The 15,948-nt window shown below is 47.7% G+C and carries 14 protein-coding genes; 8 read left to right on the top strand and 6 right to left on the bottom strand.

The window, feature by feature from the left end; genetic code table 11:
* Positions 1 to 341, top strand: a 341-nt coding sequence (locus SFW65_03410) for a hypothetical protein (GenBank protein ID MDX1922162.1), incomplete at its 5' end; no start/stop codon positions are given.
* A gap of 2 nt (positions 342 to 343) precedes the next feature.
* On the opposite strand, the gene SFW65_03415 is transcribed toward SFW65_03410, so the two are convergent.
* The 3 genes from SFW65_03415 to SFW65_03425 all read right to left on the bottom strand — a co-directional run bounded on the left by SFW65_03415 (position 344) and on the right by SFW65_03425 (position 4,707).
* Complete coding sequence (locus tag SFW65_03415; protein ID MDX1922163.1) at positions 344 to 1,387, bottom strand: hypothetical protein; 1,044 nt, start codon at positions 1,385 to 1,387, stop codon at positions 344 to 346.
* Positions 1,388 to 1,550: 163 nt separating this feature from the next.
* Entirely contained in the window at positions 1,551 to 2,945 is a 1,395-nt protein-coding gene (locus SFW65_03420) for a hypothetical protein (protein ID MDX1922164.1), read from the bottom strand.
* Between the two features lie 97 nt (positions 2,946 to 3,042).
* Entirely contained in the window at positions 3,043 to 4,707 is a 1,665-nt protein-coding gene (locus tag SFW65_03425; GenBank protein MDX1922165.1) for an NAD+ synthase, read from the bottom strand.
* A 138-nt stretch (positions 4,708 to 4,845) separates the two neighbouring features.
* Here SFW65_03425 and SFW65_03430 point away from each other — a divergent pair, with 138 nt between their 5' ends.
* Entirely contained in the window at positions 4,846 to 5,148 is a 303-nt protein-coding gene (locus SFW65_03430; protein ID MDX1922166.1) for a DUF4389 domain-containing protein, read from the top strand.
* Between the two features lie 7 nt (positions 5,149 to 5,155).
* Here SFW65_03430 and SFW65_03435 read toward each other — a convergent pair whose 3' ends face one another.
* Positions 5,156 to 5,860, bottom strand: coding sequence for an alpha/beta hydrolase (locus SFW65_03435; GenBank protein MDX1922167.1), 705 nt, complete (start codon positions 5,858 to 5,860; stop codon positions 5,156 to 5,158).
* Positions 5,861 to 6,009: 149 nt separating this feature from the next.
* Here SFW65_03435 and SFW65_03440 point away from each other — a divergent pair, with 149 nt between their 5' ends.
* The 5 genes from SFW65_03440 (at position 6,010) to SFW65_03460 (ending at position 12,852) form a co-directional block, all read left to right on the top strand.
* Positions 6,010 to 7,428 (top strand): DEAD/DEAH box helicase, encoded by a 1,419-nt coding sequence (locus SFW65_03440; GenBank protein ID MDX1922168.1) that lies wholly within the window; start codon positions 6,010 to 6,012, stop codon positions 7,426 to 7,428.
* Between the two features lie 101 nt (positions 7,429 to 7,529).
* Positions 7,530 to 9,704, top strand: a complete 2,175-nt coding sequence (lptD, locus tag SFW65_03445; GenBank protein MDX1922169.1) for an LPS assembly protein LptD — start codon at positions 7,530 to 7,532, stop codon at positions 9,702 to 9,704.
* A gap of 50 nt (positions 9,705 to 9,754) precedes the next feature.
* On the top strand, positions 9,755 to 10,381 hold the full coding sequence (locus SFW65_03450) for a glutathione S-transferase family protein (GenBank protein MDX1922170.1): 627 nt from the start codon (positions 9,755 to 9,757) through the stop codon (positions 10,379 to 10,381).
* A 33-nt stretch (positions 10,382 to 10,414) separates the two neighbouring features.
* Positions 10,415 to 11,302: an HlyD family secretion protein gene (locus SFW65_03455; GenBank protein ID MDX1922171.1), complete on the top strand. Its 888-nt coding sequence runs from the start codon at positions 10,415 to 10,417 to the stop codon at positions 11,300 to 11,302.
* Complete coding sequence (locus tag SFW65_03460; GenBank protein ID MDX1922172.1) at positions 11,299 to 12,852, top strand: DHA2 family efflux MFS transporter permease subunit; 1,554 nt, start codon at positions 11,299 to 11,301, stop codon at positions 12,850 to 12,852. Before SFW65_03455 ends, SFW65_03460 begins: the two co-directional genes overlap by 4 nt.
* Before the next feature lie 18 nt (positions 12,853 to 12,870).
* On the opposite strand, the gene SFW65_03465 is transcribed toward SFW65_03460, so the two are convergent.
* Together SFW65_03465 and SFW65_03470 are read right to left on the bottom strand one after the other, a co-directional pair.
* Positions 12,871 to 13,185, bottom strand: a complete 315-nt coding sequence (locus tag SFW65_03465) for a 2Fe-2S iron-sulfur cluster-binding protein (protein MDX1922173.1) — start codon at positions 13,183 to 13,185, stop codon at positions 12,871 to 12,873.
* The gene (locus tag SFW65_03470) at positions 13,182 to 14,231 is read right to left on the bottom strand and encodes an NAD(P)/FAD-dependent oxidoreductase (GenBank protein ID MDX1922174.1); all 1,050 of its coding nucleotides are present in this window, start codon (positions 14,229 to 14,231) and stop codon (positions 13,182 to 13,184) included. Before SFW65_03470 ends, SFW65_03465 begins: the two co-directional genes overlap by 4 nt.
* Before the next feature lie 223 nt (positions 14,232 to 14,454).
* On the opposite strand from SFW65_03470, the gene gltA reads away from it, so the two are divergent.
* Entirely contained in the window at positions 14,455 to 15,792 is a 1,338-nt protein-coding gene (gltA, locus tag SFW65_03475; protein MDX1922175.1) for a citrate synthase, read from the top strand.
* The last annotated feature ends 156 nt before the right edge of the window (positions 15,793 to 15,948 follow it).

Here is a 15,948-nt window from a genome sequence, read left to right on the forward strand (position 1 = left end):
ACGCCATGCCTTACGTAGTTCGCGATGCAGAGGGTAAAGTATCAAAAGTAAGTGTACGCCCTATTCCCGGCGCGGACATGCTGCCGCATGACCATGCCGATGTGCTGACCTTCATGCAGGCCAAGGGTATTGAAACCAAAATTATTGCAGAATCCATCAGCGAATTGCGCAGAACCGACAGCGAAATGTCCCGCGCTGTTGAAGACGTAATTACAGCCTTATTGAAAAAGAATATCCTGAAGATGACCGATTTGCCAAAAGCGGTGCAAGACCGTATCGCCTTCCGCGTGAAGATGCGTATGCAAATTCAGGAAACCTACGACCGCGCTTCGCAGCGTTAAGCTCAAGCGTCTGCAGAAGGGCGGCCAGACCGCCCTTTTTTTAATGCCTCATCGTTACGCATAGCTGCTGCCCTTGAAATGATGTGATCTGCGGTATCACATATTTCTGCAAATTCAGTATAAACCGTTTTACCACCCATTGAATGAGGAAGCTTGATATTGCGCTGCTCCTTGTTTTTTTCATTCCATTCACGCATTGCAGCAATATATTCAGGAATATAATCACCGCGCTTCACAAGATGGAAGAACACTTTTCTAAGCTCAAAGCTGGCAGGATCAAAATAAAGCTTATGTGCCACGGGCTCTATCGCTATTGCAGCCATCTCTTTTGCATGCATTGTGCTGCCCTGATCCAACTGCACTAGCATGTTGATGATAGCGGTTGCATAGATACTTTCGCCAAGCAAGTCATCGGGTTTGATATCCTGCTTACAAAACTCCGCAAATCGTGTTTTGTCATCCAATCTTGAACACAGTGTTTCGCTTGCATTGCTAAACGCGGATACTTGCGCAGTAGTTCTTTCTAATTTTTTACGAAGGCTCGCAATATTCTTACTGGCCTCATCTAATGTTGAAGATGTAATAGCCTGCATTACCGTAGCAACATCGTCCGCGCTGATGCTGTTTATTTGATCCAACGTAAGTGGTTTTTCTTCATCCGCAATCATTTCGATTACTTTGGGCATAATAGCTGCAATTTCCGTTTCCTGTAGCCCGAATTTCTCCATATAGCCGTCAAACGCAGCTTTTTCCGATCCGGATATTTCGGGAATGCCCTCTTCGCCTAAATGAGCCTGGTTTAAAAAATGACGGCTCATAATTTTAATGACTTCAGCCAAAGCACCTCTACGTTCAGGCAAATGTACTCGGTCAAATTTTGCACGCGATGAATTAACCAGCATGTCGATCGCATCTTGCACGCGATTAAATTCAGGAGAGTTATCTACAAGCCCTTTTCTTAGCTCTTTTCCGGCATCTATAATCTGCTGATATGATGAAAGCGGCGAAACGCCCAACACCTTATACGGATTAATTGTAGTGTTCATAAAAAATATCTCCCAGAAACATAACTGGGTCATATACTAACTTATGCAGGTGTAATTGAGGTGACGATTAATACTTGCTGTTAAAGTTAACGGCAAAATTCATGGTTAATTAAAATCTTATTCGTAGTGGGATGTAGCCATTCGCACTAATAATCGCGCGCAATCAATCAATAAAACAAATATCGTTGGGATTGGCTTGCCCAGCATAACGCAGTTGCGTTGGGCGCTCTGCTACGCGCAAACGGGCGTCTTTGATAATGGCGGCAAGCTTATCATGCAGATCCTGTTGGCTGCTTTTATCGCGGCGTTTATTGGCTGCATCTAATCCGTTCAGCAGCTCGTGGGAAATCATTCCTTTTTCCAGCATAACATCCAGCAATTCTGTATATTTTACGCCCTTGGGGTCTGCGCCAGATGGATGATGATAAAGCTTATGTACCAGTCCTTTGATGGCCGCCTGACCCAAATCGGTACGCACCGTGACCACTTCGATTGCCTGCTTGACCAGCATTCCGCCATCACCTTGTGGTGAATTATCACGGAAACAATAGCGTTCAAATTCATCATAGCTGAACGCATCCGGATTGAGTGTCAACACAACGCTGAATAAATTGAAGGCCTGCGTTTCTTCGGTTGTTCTGGTCGAATGCGCCAATCCATCAAACACATATTTACTGATGTTGTCCGTAAACACTTTGGTGAATGCCAGCGCCGGGTTTTGATACAGTGCGGCAGCAATATTGCCCAATACCGCACGGTATTCATGGCGGTAGTTATTGATGCGGTTTTGTGTATGGTTCGCTTTGGCAAGTGCAATAATCCACTCAGCCTTGAAATGCCCTGCATCCACTTCCGCGAAGTATTTTGCGAGCACATCAACATCTTTGGGATGCTCCAGCATATCGGTAATCAGCGCCGCCAGCTCGCGGTTCTTGGCATCAACGATTTCGGTATAAAGCATAGGGTGCTTTAAAACCGTTGCCGAAGCCTTTGTACCGCCAGGGTTTTTGGCTTCTGCGCGGAAGCTTTGTGATGTTGATTTGGCTAAATCCCGTTCCTGCTCACTCAACCGGTTTTTTCTAACTGCATAAATCGCACTTAAAATATCATCCGGTGTCATGGTGGCCATCACCACCTGCGCATCGGCATGATGTTCTAGCGGGTGTAGGCGCGATAATTCGGTGCTAATCCATTCGACTTCCTGACGGGTAACGCCGAATTCAACCGCAATGCGCTTAAAGGTGATTTCCAGTTTGTTGGTAAGCTCACCATCTTTATCAACCGGATACACAGCGCCCAGCCCTACTTCGACCAGCAACCGCACAACTTCCAGAATGGCTTCGGCGCGCAGCGGTAAATAGACCGCATCATACCCCGCACGGTTTGCTTCGCTGCGCAGAACTTCATAGGCATCGGATTTCTGGCGGAATTCGGTGTAGCCTTCAATGGTGCTTAAATCGCGACGTGATTTGGCCAAACGGAATGCATCGTGAATTTCGGTTTGAGAGGCGTATGGATGCGTTCCTAGCACCGCATAATATGACCTTTGTTCCGACATGTATGCTCGCAAGGCATGTGTGGAAATATGTAACTGTGCCGGTAATCGTATTCTTAAAGTTTTTCTTAAATACTACCAATTATGGTTAACGGAACGGTTAACCGAAGAATTTATTGGTAATCGGATAACGGCGCTCCCGGCCAAAGCTGTGGGCAGTTATTTTAACGCCCGGCGGCGCTTGGCGACGTTTATACTCAGAAAACTTCAGCATCTTGAGCACTTTGGTTACCGTTGCTTCATCATGTCCGCGGCCAATAACATCCTTTATGCCCATTTCCCGTTCCACAAGGCACTGGATAATGTCGTCCAGCTGTGCATATGGCGGCAAGGTATCCTGATCCACCTGATTGGGCTTTAACTCCGCGCTTGGCGGGCGGGTAATAATGCGTTCCGGCATGACAAAGCCTTGCGGGCCAAGCCCAATTGCTGGCTTATTTACATTGCGCCATTTGCATAAACGGAAGACCAGCGTTTTATAGACATCCTTAATTAAAGCAAAACCGCCGCACATATCACCATATAGCGTTGCGTATCCGGTTGCCATTTCGGATTTATTGCCGGTTGCCACCACCATGTGGCCATAGGTGTTGGAAAGCGTCATCAATATCAACCCGCGCAAACGCGATTGCACGTTCTGGTCGGCGATGTCGGTGTTGAACCCTTTGCTATGCGGCTTCACGGCATTGCCGAGCGCTTTCATGCCTTCTTCAATCGAAATGGTTTTATATTCGCAGCCAAGCATGGTGCTGGCCTTTTGTGCATCTTCCAGACTGTCTTTTGATGTATAGGGTGATGGCATCATCACATTAATAACCTTGTCTTTGCCAAGTGCATCAACAGCCAACGCAGAAACCAAGGCACTATCAATCCCGCCAGACATACCAATTAGCACACCGGGAAAATTATTTTTTGTAACGTAATCGCGCAACGCAAGCGTAAGCGCGGAATAAATGCTCTCCTCCTCACCCAGCGGTTTTGTAACTTCTTCCTGACGTGGAACCCAATGTTCACCCTGCTTATGCCAATAGGTGAGCTGCACTTTCTCCTGATATTGGCCTAGATTAACGCATTCTTCGCCTTTGGTATTCATCACAAATGAACCGCCATCAAATAACAATTCATCCTGCCCGCCGAGCTGGTTCACATACACAATCGGCAATCCGGTTTCCTTGATGCGCGCAGTCATAATCGCACGACGCACCAGTGGTTTATCTGTTTCAAACGGGCTGGCATTAATCGTGACAAGAATATTTGCGCCGCGGCGTTTAAGCGATGCGGCGCGTTCCTTGCTCCACATATCTTCGCAGATGGTCACGCCAATACGCGCGCCTTTGATTAGGAATGGCTCGCCATCATCCTTACCGCCAAAGCTGAATACACGTTTGTCGTCAAATACGCCGTAGTTGGGTAAATCGTATTTATACCAAACCTGTTCGATCTTGCCGTTCATCAGCAACGCAGCAGCATTATACGGGTTACCACCTTCCGAATTTTTCCAAGGAAGGCCGATAATCAACGCGGCGGAATTTTTGGTAACCAGCGCCAGTTCTTCAGCGGCCTTCATGCACGCATCTACATAAGTCGGGCGCAGCGTCAAATCTTCCGGTGGATAGGCGCTGATGGATAATTCGGACGTCACAATCAAATCAGCGCCCTGATTGGCCGCGTTTTGATGCACGATTTTGATTTTTTCGGCATTTGCCGCAATCCCCCCGATAGTCAGGTTTAATTGGGCGAGCGCGATGATGAGGGGTTCTGACATAATATATATTAGAGATGCGTAATGCTTTAACCCCTGTATTTAAAACTATTTTGGTTCAATTATCAAAATGATGTTTCGGTTTTGGCTTTTTTTTGCTAGAAATCGCCCATAAAGTCACACTTCTGCAAGGCTCGTTTCATGTCCGACAACGAAAATTCAAATTCACACCAAAGCCCAATTGAAGACCAAATCAAAAGTCAGGTTCAGGATACGGGAACTTGGGTCCGTCTGTTCTTCATGGTTTTGTTCATGGTCATTTTTTATATCGTATTTGCGATTACGGGTGTTGTTGCCGTCATTCAATTTGTGACGCGTATTTTAACTGGAAAACCATTGGGCAGCTTACAGGATTTCAATGCAAAGCTCGCGGAATATGCGCGCGACCTTGTGGCCTATATTACCTACGCATCGGATGCAAAGCCGTTTCCTTTTAAAGAATAACGGCTAATTATTTTTCGGAAATTCCAAGCCACTTTTTCAAAATTTTGTTCACAGGCGCTGGCTGCTCTAATGGCGCGAGGTGTCCTGCGCCGGGAATGATATGCAACTCCGCGCCCTTGATAAAGTTTGCCATTTCTTGCGCATGCTCAGGCGAGGTGAGCGCATCTTGCTCCCCACAAATAATCGTGGTTGGTACGGTGATAAGTGACAGATGCGGGCGGCTATCAATGCGACCTAAAATTGCTTTTTGCTGATTTAAGAAAGCATGCATGCCCACCCTGCCCGCCATATCGATAATCAACTTCGTTAGTTCTTCATCTTGCAACCGTGACGCAGCGATGAGCATGGGTAGCAAGCGCGGCGTCACACCTTTAAAGTCGCCCTTTTGCGCGAGTTGGATAAGACCGCGGCGTTTCCTGCGGCTTTCATCCGTATCAGGACGCGCCGATGTATCAATCAGTGCAAGCTGCGTGATTCGTTGTGGCGCTTGGCGCATTAGCTCCATCGCCACATACCCGCCCATGGAAAGCCCTGCCAAAGCAAAGCTGTCAGGTGCCATGGAAAGCACGGTTTTAGCTAATTCAGGCATGCTGTCATGCCCTGTTAAATCGGGCACAATAACGTCAACATAAGCGCCTAAGGCATTGATTTGATGCTGCCAAAGGGCTTTATCGCAAAGCAAGCCAGGCAGTAGAACAAGCGTTGGTTTCACGGGTTAAAATGCACCTTTTCCTTAGAATGCGGGATTGAAGAGTACAGGGGCTTTATGCTAAGTCATGCCGCGATGCAAGAGGCTTGCATCTGAAAAAGCCGAAAGATGTGAAAGCCCATAGCGGCTTTTGAAGAAATTGTGAGGAAGAGTTGTTATTTAGCGAATTGGGCTTAAAGCCCGAGATTTTAGCTGCGCTTGAAGAGCGCGGATATAAAGAACCCACCCCCATCCAAGAATTAGCCATCCCTTATGTACTCATGGGGCGTGACGTACTTGGATGCGCGCAAACAGGTACGGGTAAAACCGCAGGCTTCGCCCTGCCGATGATTGAAATTCTATCATCCGGAAAAGCAAAGGCACGCATGCCGCGCTCGATCATTTTGGAACCTACGCGCGAATTGGCGGCACAGGTAGCTGAGAATTTCAATTACTATGGCAAGGGATTGAATTTATCCGTCGCATTACTCACCGGCGGCCAAGGTATGGAAGACCAGATTAAAAAGCTGGAACGCGGCGTAGATGTGCTAATCGTAACACCGGGCCGTATGCTTGATTTATACGAACGGGGCAATGTCATGCTTCATGACATCAAGATTTTCGTGATTGATGAAGCCGACCGCATGCTCGATATGGGCTTTATCCCTGACATTGAAAAAATCGCAGGCATTTTGCCAAAAATTCGTCAAACTCTCTTCTTCTCGGCTACCATGCCGGCTGAAATCAAGAAGCTCGCTGATAAATTCCTCATGAACCCAAAGGAAGTATCGGTTTCTGCGCCAGCAACTACAGCCAGCACAGTTGAACAAAGCATCGTGCGTCTTGGTTTCAAACAAAAACGTGAAGCGCTGAGAACCCTTTTAAAACAACACGAATTCAAAAGCGCATTCGTATTTTGCAACCGCAAGAAAGATATCAATATACTGGTTGAATCCTTGCAACGTCATGGCTTCTCCGCGGCGGGCTTGCATGGCGATATGGTTCAAACCAAACGCAATGAAGCCTTGGATAAATTCAAAAAAGGTGAAATTGCATTATTGATTTGCAGCGATGTAGCTGCGCGCGGCCTTGATATTAAAGGCGTGGATGCCGTGTTTAACTTCGATGTGCCATTTGATGCCGATAGCTACGTTCACCGTATTGGCCGCACAGGCCGTGCAGGTGCAGATGGCAAGGCATTCACATTTGTAACGTCGGATGATGACAAGCTGCTCGCCAATATCGTCGCACTTATCAAAAAAGAAATTCCTGAAGTGAAGGTTGAAGGGTTAACAGAACAAGGTTCCGACACCCCGCACCCGCATTTCAAATCACGCCATGAACGCGGTGAAAGCCGCACAACTAATCGGGGTGATAATCGTGGCGAACGTCGTGAATCCCGCCCTGAACGTAATCGTGACCGTTACAAAGGTGAGCGAAACGGCCGTTCCGGCCAGAATCACGAACGTGGTCAAGAACAGCCCAGTGATAACGCAGATTCAAATGTAGTGGGCTTTGGTGACGATTTGCCAGCCTTCCTGCGTGGCACCCGCCAGAAAATGACTTCGCTTGCGAAAGAAAAAATCGTTTAATCAATCCCTTATCTAGGTTTCTTCAGGTTTAGGGCATGCGGTTTTACTCAAAGCACATGATGAAGGGGTTTTTAGCGTTTGCGCTATCATGTCTTTTTTTAATGCCACCTCCTGCCCACGCCGATGGTGAAATAAAGCCAACGGCCAAACCAACCACTACAAAATCGAGCAAAGCGCCCATAAAAGCAGAAGAAGAAAAAGACCAGTATCTTCTCTCCGCAAATGAAATTACCAATGACGACCCAAATGGCATCGTAACGGCCAGCGGCGCGGTTGAAATCCATAACGATAAAAAAATTCTGCAAGCCGAACATGTCGAATACCAGCAAAAGCTGGATATCGTAAAGGCAAATGGAAACGTCGCGCTCATTACCGAAGACAGCAATGTTATCTATGCAAAGAAAAGTACGCTGAGCAGTAATTTTGCGCATGGCAGCGCGGAACACGTGGCCATGCTTATGACCGACAATTCACGCTTTATTGCCAATGACGCAAGACGACTTGATAACCGCTATATGCTGTTTGGCATGGGCATGTTTTCGCCATGCGATTTATGCGCTGCCAATCCGCGCAAAGCCCCTATTTGGCAAGTAAAAGCTGCCAAAGTTACGCATGATAATGTTGAAAAGAATATTATCTACCGCGATGCGACGCTGGAAATGTGGGGCATACCGTTGTTATACACGCCTTACATGTCGCACCCCGATCCAACGGTAAAACGTCGGCAAGGACTGTTGAATATCCGTTATGTCAATTCGCCAGATTTAGGATCGCAGGCGGTTGTTCCCTATTACTTCGATATAGCGCCGGATGCAGATTACACATTTAAACCGAACTTCAATGGGAAAGACGGAATGCGTTTTGCAGGTGTATTGCGCAAACGCTACGAGCATGGGGATATCAATATCGATCATTCCTTCGTGGTGACAGACCGCGTTGATGATGATGGTATTACAAAAAAAGACCAAATCCGTGGACATTTGGCAGGCTATGCGCATTTCGATATTGATAACGTATTTAGAACAGGTGCTGATTTCGCCGTGCAGACCGATAAAAATTATCTCGCACGCTACAACGAAACAAAGGATGACGTCCTAACCAACCGCTTGTTTGTCGAAGGGTTCAAAGGCCGCGGATTTGGCGCAGTGGAAATGTACTATTTCCAGGATAACCGTCCCGGCGGACGTCCCCAACAACCATTGGTATTACCACGTTTACGCGTATCACAGCTGGGCGAACCAAATATGACACTTGGCGGCCGCTGGTCGTTTGATGGCGAGGCCGTTTCGCTGAAACGTGACAGCGGACAGGACGTTAAAAAATTTGGTGTTGATTTCGGTTGGGAGCGCCGCGATATCCTCCCGCTTGGGTTTGTGAGCACATTAAAAGGCTCGGTGCGCAACGACACTTTTCTAGTGAACAATCTGGTTTCAACGGACGTGCCCGGCCGTATTTATAATGATGATGTGACCAACCGTTTATTTCCGCAAGGTCAGGCAACGCTTAGCTATCCACTTGCAGGTTATGCTGAAACCTTCACCCATACCATTGAACCGATTTTTGCGCTCAGCGCATCGCCTACCCGCAAACTTGACCCGCGCATTCCAAATGAAGACAGCTTGGACGTCGATTTTGATACAACTAATTTATTCGAGCTAAACCGCTATCCCGGTACGGATAGTATGGAACAAGGCATACGCACCAGCTATGGCTTTAAAACCGGCTTTTATAATCATTCCGGTGGCTTCAGCGAATTCACATTTGGACAAAGTTACCGAATTAGCGATGACCCGCTATTTCCAAAAGGCACGGGGTTTGATGCACCGCTTTCCGACTATGTTGGCCAGTTAAAACTAGATCCGGGTAAATGGATGACGATGGATTATAACTTCCGCATCGATAAGGATTTGGCAACATCGCGCCGCCACGAAGTCTATACCAGCTTTGGCGTGCCGGAATTCCGTCCGCGCTTTACCTATACCTATAGCGACCCCGCCATATTCGTTCCGGGTGTTTCCAACCGGGTGGAAGAACTTAAATTCGGCTTTACAACACAGTTTGCCCAATTTTGGGCATTCAACTTTGACCAAACGAATGATTTGCGCCCCGTTACTGATGGCCCGCGCACGACCGCTTTATCACTTACCTATCAAGATGAATGCTTCACAACCTTCCTGAGCATGACGCGCGATCATACCGTGCGTACTGGCGTGAGATCGGGGGATACATTCTTTTTCCGCATCCTATTCAAGCATTTGGGCGGCATTGACGGCTAAGTGCTGTGAACTATATCCTACCTTCCCAAACCCTTTATCGGAGGTACGTTATGTATAAGCTTTATTATTCCCCCGGCAGCTGTTCTATGGCCATTCACGTTCTTTTGAACGAAATCGGCGCGGAGTTCGAATTGGAAAACACTGCCATCCGTGAAGGTAAAAACAGAAGCGAAGCATTTTTGAAAATCAATCCCCGTGGTCAGGTGCCTGCGTTGGCTGAAGACGGTAAAGCTATGCTGGAAGGCGGCGCTATCCTGACTTATCTTGCCGATAAGCATTCCAGCTATCTATTGCCAAGCAAAGGCTGGGCACGTGCACAGGCCTTGCAATGGCTGATGTTCTGCAATTCCACCCTACACCCTGCCTATAGTCGTTGCTTCTGGCTGATGCGCAGCGAAGAAGCCGGCAAGGATGTATTCCTGAAAAAAGCTGCCGAATGGATTAACCGCCTGTGGCAAGACGTTGAAGATCAGTTGCAAAACCAGCTTTATCTGTGCGGTGAAGAATGCACGATTGGCGATATTTTACTGACTGTGATTGCAAACTGGAGCGGTAACATCCCAGTACCGATCACCATCGGCCCAAAGACACGTGCGTTATTCGCACGGGTGATTGCCCGCCCTGCATACCAAAAGGCGCTTGCAACCGAACAAGTTGAATACAAAATGGCATCTTAAATAGATTATCGCTAAAATAGAAAACCCCATCTTATGCAAAAAAAACAAAAGATAATCGGCATTGTCCTTCTTGTGATTGTGCTGGGATGGGGTCTTTTTACCCTTGCCAACAAGGGCCGCGAGATAACCGATGATGCAACAATTGAAGCGCACGTCATTCCAATTAGCTCACGCATCAGTGGGTATATTTCAAAGCTTAATATCAAAGACAACCAGAGCGTAAAAAAAGGCGAAGTCCTCGTTGAAATAGACCCGCTGGACTACCAACTACGCCTTGATGCACAACGCGCGCTGGTAGCATCAGCTGAAGTTCTAGCAAAAAATGCAAGCATTAACGCAAAACGCCAACAGGCTATTGGCGAAACCGCCGGAAGCCGCCGCGAAATCGACAATGCGATTGCCAATGAACAATCCGCGATTGCTGTTTATAATAACGCAAAATCACAACTAGCCATTGCCGAGAAAGATTTTGCCGACACCAAAATCCTTGCACCGGAAGACGGTGTTATTACGATGCGCAACGCTGAAAAAGGTGCATACATCACTCCGGGCAAAGAATTATTCAGCATCGTGACGCCTGAACGCTGGGTGGTTGCTAATTTCAAGGAAGTTCAAATCACCCACATGCGCGGCGGAGAAAAGGCCGACATTCACATCGATGCATATCCGCATTTAAAACTGAAAGGCGTTGTCGATAGCATTATGCATGGGACAGGCGCACGTTTTTCTGCCTTCCCACCTGAAAATGCTACGGGTAATTTTGTAAAAATTGTACAACGTGTGCCCGTAAAAATTCTTTTGAACACACTTCCTGAAAATAACGAAGTACTTGGCGCTGGGCTTTCCGTGATTGCAACTGTGTATGTTGATGAAGACGCGCCACAAACTGGGCCTGACGCCAAAGAACCCGCCAAAAAATGAGTGATGTAGCCCACCCCGCAGCCAAACCCGTTCCGAACAAATGGCTGGTGGCGTTTGTGGTCAGCCTCGCTACGTTTATGGAAGTGCTAGACACAACCATTACCAACGTATCACTGCGGCACATCGCCGGTTCGCTTGGTGCAGGACAGGAAGAAAGCACATGGGTTTTAACATCCTACCTTGTTGCCAATGGCATTATCTTGCCGCTTTCCGGATGGCTATCGGACGTATTGGGGCGCAAGCGCTTTTTTATTATCTGCATACTTGGGTTTACCATCGCATCTTTTGCATGCGGCGCAGCAACGTCGCTTATTGGTCTTGTTATCTTCCGTATCATTCAAGGCGCAGCCGGCGGCGGTCTGCAACCCACGCAGCAAGCTATTATTCTAGATAGCTTCCCGCCCAAGGAACGCGGCGCAGTATTTACCATCACCGGCCTTACCATGATTGTTGCACCGGTTCTTGGGCCAACGCTTGGCGGAGTGATTACCGATAACATCGACTGGCGCTGGATTTTTTATATAAACATTCCGGTTGGGCTTGTGGCTGCATTTTTCGTATGGCGCCTAGTAGAAGATCCGCCGCATGCAAAAGCCAAAGGCTTTCGCCAAATTGATTTTGTGGGCCTTGGGCTTGTTTCACTGGGGCTTGCTGCATTACAAATCGTTTTAGATAAAGGCCAGACGGAAGACTGGTTTAGCAGCGGATTTATTCAGATATGGTCGCTGACCAGCTTTACCTGCCTGACCATCGCTGCCATTTGGCTGTGGAAGCGCGCAGAACCAATTGTTGATTTATCGCTGCTGACCAACCGGGCGTTTCTTTCATCCTGCATACTCATTTTTCTGACCGGCTTTGTGCTTTATTCCAGCAGCGCCTTGTTGCCGCTGATGCTGCAAACCGAATACGGTTATAACGCCACATGGGCAGGATTCATTTTATCGCCCGGCGCACTTTGTGTCATTTTTTTCATGCCGCTTGTCGGCAAAATGGTGAGTAAGGTGCAAGCGCGCTATCTGATTGCAATTGGCCTTACCCTGTGCAGTGTCGGCATGTTTGCAACCATGGGTTTTACACCACAAACCGATTTTCATACTTTCGTAATATTCCGAATATTGCAAGTAATCGGTTTACCGTTCCTGTTTATTCCTATCAGCGCTCTTGCCTTTGCAAATATCGAAAAAGAGCGAAGTAATAAGGCTTCTGCGTTGTTTTCATTGTCACGTAATTTAGGTGGCAGTATCGGTATTGCGATTGCGCAGGCGTTCATCTCGCATGGGCAGCAAGTACATCGGCACTTTCTTTCCGAGCATCTTGTCCCGGGTAGTCAAAATTACGAACGACTTCTATCGCAAACACAAAAAGTAATACCCGATGCACACAGCGCTATGGGGCATATCAACCAGACCTTGCAACAGCAGGCGAATATCCTCGCCTACTCTGACACTTTTGAATTAATGGGAATATTGATGGCAGGCGCACTGGTAATTTCGCTATGCGTATTGCCCGCCAATAAACCCGGTGGCTCGCCGACAAGCGGCGGGCACTAGCTTTGTAAAATAACCTGATTAATAAGAACCAGGGGCGATTTTGACCTTCAGCCCATTGGTCGCTTCGCTGCAAAACAGCTGGCATGACAACCGTGACTGTTCGTTCACATTGAATGCACCATCCAGCATACCGATTTCTTCCTCGGTTGGCTCGGGAACACGATTAACCCATTCAGGATCAACATATACGTGGCAGGTTGCGCAAGCACATGAACCACCGCACTGGGCCAGCATTTCAAGACCAGAGTCACGGATAACTTCCATAACGCTCCAATCGGTTACGGCATCCAATTCGTGTTCTTTTCCATCTTTATCGGTAACTAAGATTTTCATGCGGCTTGTTCCTGTTTTTCTTCTACGCCTAGTTTGTTTTGTAAATCAGAGCTTGAGGTTGTGTACTGGAAGCGGTATTTGCGGCCTGGATGCACATATTCAAAGGCCTTCTTTGACATCAGCGCCGCTTCATGGAAGCCGGATAAAATGAGCTTCATCTTGCCAGGATAGGTGTTGATATCACCAATCGCAAATACACCAGGCACATTGGTTTCAAAATTCGCGGTATTGACCGGAATAACTTCGTTCTGGAATTCGATACCAAAATTGGCAACCGGCCCCAGCTTCATGGTGAGGCCATAGAACGCCAATAACGTATCGCAGGGATATTCGTATTCGCCTGTTTCGTCCTTCAGCTTTAATGCTTCAATCTGGCTACCCTGCCCTTTAAGGCTGGTGATTTGCGCAATTTTCAATGTCATTTTCTTTTCAGCAACCAAGGCGCGCATCTTTGCAACCGTATCCGGGGCTGCGCGGAATTCATCGCGGCGATGAATAAGCGTTAGTTCCTTTACAATCGGCTGCAAGTTTACAACCCAATCAAGCGCGCTATCGCCGCCGCCCGCAATTACAACGCGCTTGCCGCGGAACTGATCCATCTTCTTAACGGCATAGAACAACGAAACGCCTTCATATTCTTCAATGCCTTTAATAGGCGGCTTCTTTGGAACAAAGCTTCCGCCACCTGCTGCAATGACCACAACCTTGCAGTTAATCTGCGTGCCACGGTCAGTTGTTACATTCCATGTACCGTCCTGCTGCTTTTCAATTTTTTCGGCCATTTGTGATAAATGGAACACCGGCTGGAATGGTTTGATTTGTTCCATCAAACGGTCGGTTAATTCCTGACCCGTACACATCGGAATGGCCGGAATATCGTAAATCGGTTTTTCAGGATAAAGCTCTGCACACTGGCCGCCCGGACGATCCAGAATATCAATCAGGTGGCACTTCATATCATTGAGGCCAAGTTCAAACACGGCAAAAAGACCTGTCGGTCCTGCGCCGATGATAACAACATCTGTTTGGTGAGCAGCTTCAGTCATAATGAACACGTTTCTATTGCTGTTTTTCGAAGGATTAAGAGGGCTTAATTAGAACAATAAGCCCAGCCTTGCAAGTTTGATGTAGCAGGCTTAATTTGAGGCCCAGAAACGATTTGGTATTCCAACGGTTAACAGGCCGTTAACCATATTTCCCTATGGTTTGATTGTAGAATCTTCCCCTGCCCTGCCTATCTTGCGGGGCCAATCTTTTGGAGCTGCCCGCATGTCAAATCTGCCCCCTACACCCGCCTTTGTACCTGCAAAACCATCGGGCGAAACGGTTACTCTCACCGAAGATTCAACCGGCAAAAGTTATAAATTGAACATGTATAATGGCTCCATCGGGCCAAAGGTTATCGATATAAGCAAGCTTTACAGCGAAACAGGGCATTTCACATTCGACCCTGGTTTTACTTCCACGGGAAGCTGTGAGTCCAAAATCACTTTCATTGACGGTGAAAAAGGCATTCTGCTGCACCGCGGTTACGCGATTGAAGATTTGGCGACCAAAAGTGATTTCATGGAAGTTGCATTCCTGCTGCAACACGGCGAATTACCCACCCCGCCTCAGAAAACCGAATTCGTAAAGCACATCACCTATCACACCATGGTGCATGAACAGCTGATGAAATTTTATTCGGGCTTCCGCCGCGATGCGCATCCTATGGCGGTTATGACAGGCGTTGTTGGCGCGCTTTCGGCATTCTATCACGACAGCTTGGATATAAACGACCCCGTGCAGCGCGAAATATCGATGCACCGCCTGATTGCCAAGATGCCAACGATTGCAGCCATGGCCTATAAATACTCGATTGGTCAGCCATTCGTGTATCCGAAAAATGATCTGAGCTACACCGAGAACTTTCTTAATATGACCTTCTCAGTTCCGGCAGAGCCTTACAAAATCAATCCGATTTTGGCAAAGGCGATGGACCGGATTTTCATTCTCCATGCCGATCATGAACAAAACGCATCAACTTCAACCGTACGCCTTGCAGGTTCATCAGGCGCGAACCCGTTTGCATGTATTGCATCTGGTATTGCATCCCTTTGGGGTGCGGCCCATGGCGGCGCAAACGAAGCTGTGTTGAAGATGCTGGAGGAAATCGGCACGGTAGCCAATATTCCAAACTGCATCGCACGCGCGAAAGACAAGAGCGATAATTTCCGCCTGATGGGTTTTGGTCACCGCGTTTATAAGAATTTTGACCCGCGTGCGACCATCATGCGCCAGACCTGCCATGAAGTATTGGGAGATTTGGGCGTGAAAGACCCCTTGCTGGATATTGCAATGGAATTGGAGAAGATTGCATTGCAGGATGATTATTTCGTCACGCGCAAGCTGTACCCTAACGTGGACTTCTATTCCGGTATTATCCTTCGCGCGATGGGCTTCCCGACCAAGATGTTTACCCCATTATTCGCATTGGCACGTACCACGGGCTGGGTCGCGCATTGGGCAGAAATGCTGTCGGATCCAACACAAAAAATTGGTCGCCCGCGCCAGCTTTATACAGGCGCACCGCAGCGTCCATTCGTTGCACTGAACGCACGTAAATAAGCGCTTGCCCGCATCCATACTGCACAAGATAATGCAGCATGGGCATGGACGAAAAAACGCTGTTCTTCTCGATTTTATGCGGGTGTTTTATCCTGCTTCCCTACGCCATTATGAATTGGCGCGAGGGCAATAAGCGTATCTACAAACATGTGCTTT

This window comes from Alphaproteobacteria bacterium (genome assembly GCA_033762625.1).
In the GTDB taxonomy this organism is placed as follows: Bacteria; Pseudomonadota; Alphaproteobacteria; order UBA9219; family RGZA01; genus RGZA01.

Coding starts and splice junctions, on each gene's coding strand:
- SFW65_03470 (MDX1922174.1), bottom strand. CDS start 14,231: ATGACTGAAGCTGCTCACCAAACAGATGTTGTTATCATCGGCGCAGGA.
- SFW65_03465 (MDX1922173.1), bottom strand. CDS start 13,185: ATGAAAATCTTAGTTACCGATAAAGATGGAAAAGAACACGAATTGGAT.
- SFW65_03415 (MDX1922163.1), bottom strand. CDS start 1,387: ATGAACACTACAATTAATCCGTATAAGGTGTTGGGCGTTTCGCCGCTT.
- SFW65_03425 (MDX1922165.1), bottom strand. CDS start 4,707: ATGTCAGAACCCCTCATCATCGCGCTCGCCCAATTAAACCTGACTATC.
- SFW65_03460 (MDX1922172.1), top strand. CDS start 11,299: ATGAGTGATGTAGCCCACCCCGCAGCCAAACCCGTTCCGAACAAATGG.
- lptD (MDX1922169.1), top strand. CDS start 7,530: ATGCCACCTCCTGCCCACGCCGATGGTGAAATAAAGCCAACGGCCAAA.
- SFW65_03430 (MDX1922166.1), top strand. CDS start 4,846: ATGTCCGACAACGAAAATTCAAATTCACACCAAAGCCCAATTGAAGAC.
- gltA (MDX1922175.1), top strand. CDS start 14,455: ATGTCAAATCTGCCCCCTACACCCGCCTTTGTACCTGCAAAACCATCG.
- SFW65_03450 (MDX1922170.1), top strand. CDS start 9,755: ATGTATAAGCTTTATTATTCCCCCGGCAGCTGTTCTATGGCCATTCAC.
- SFW65_03455 (MDX1922171.1), top strand. CDS start 10,415: ATGCAAAAAAAACAAAAGATAATCGGCATTGTCCTTCTTGTGATTGTG.
- SFW65_03420 (MDX1922164.1), bottom strand. CDS start 2,945: ATGTCGGAACAAAGGTCATATTATGCGGTGCTAGGAACGCATCCATAC.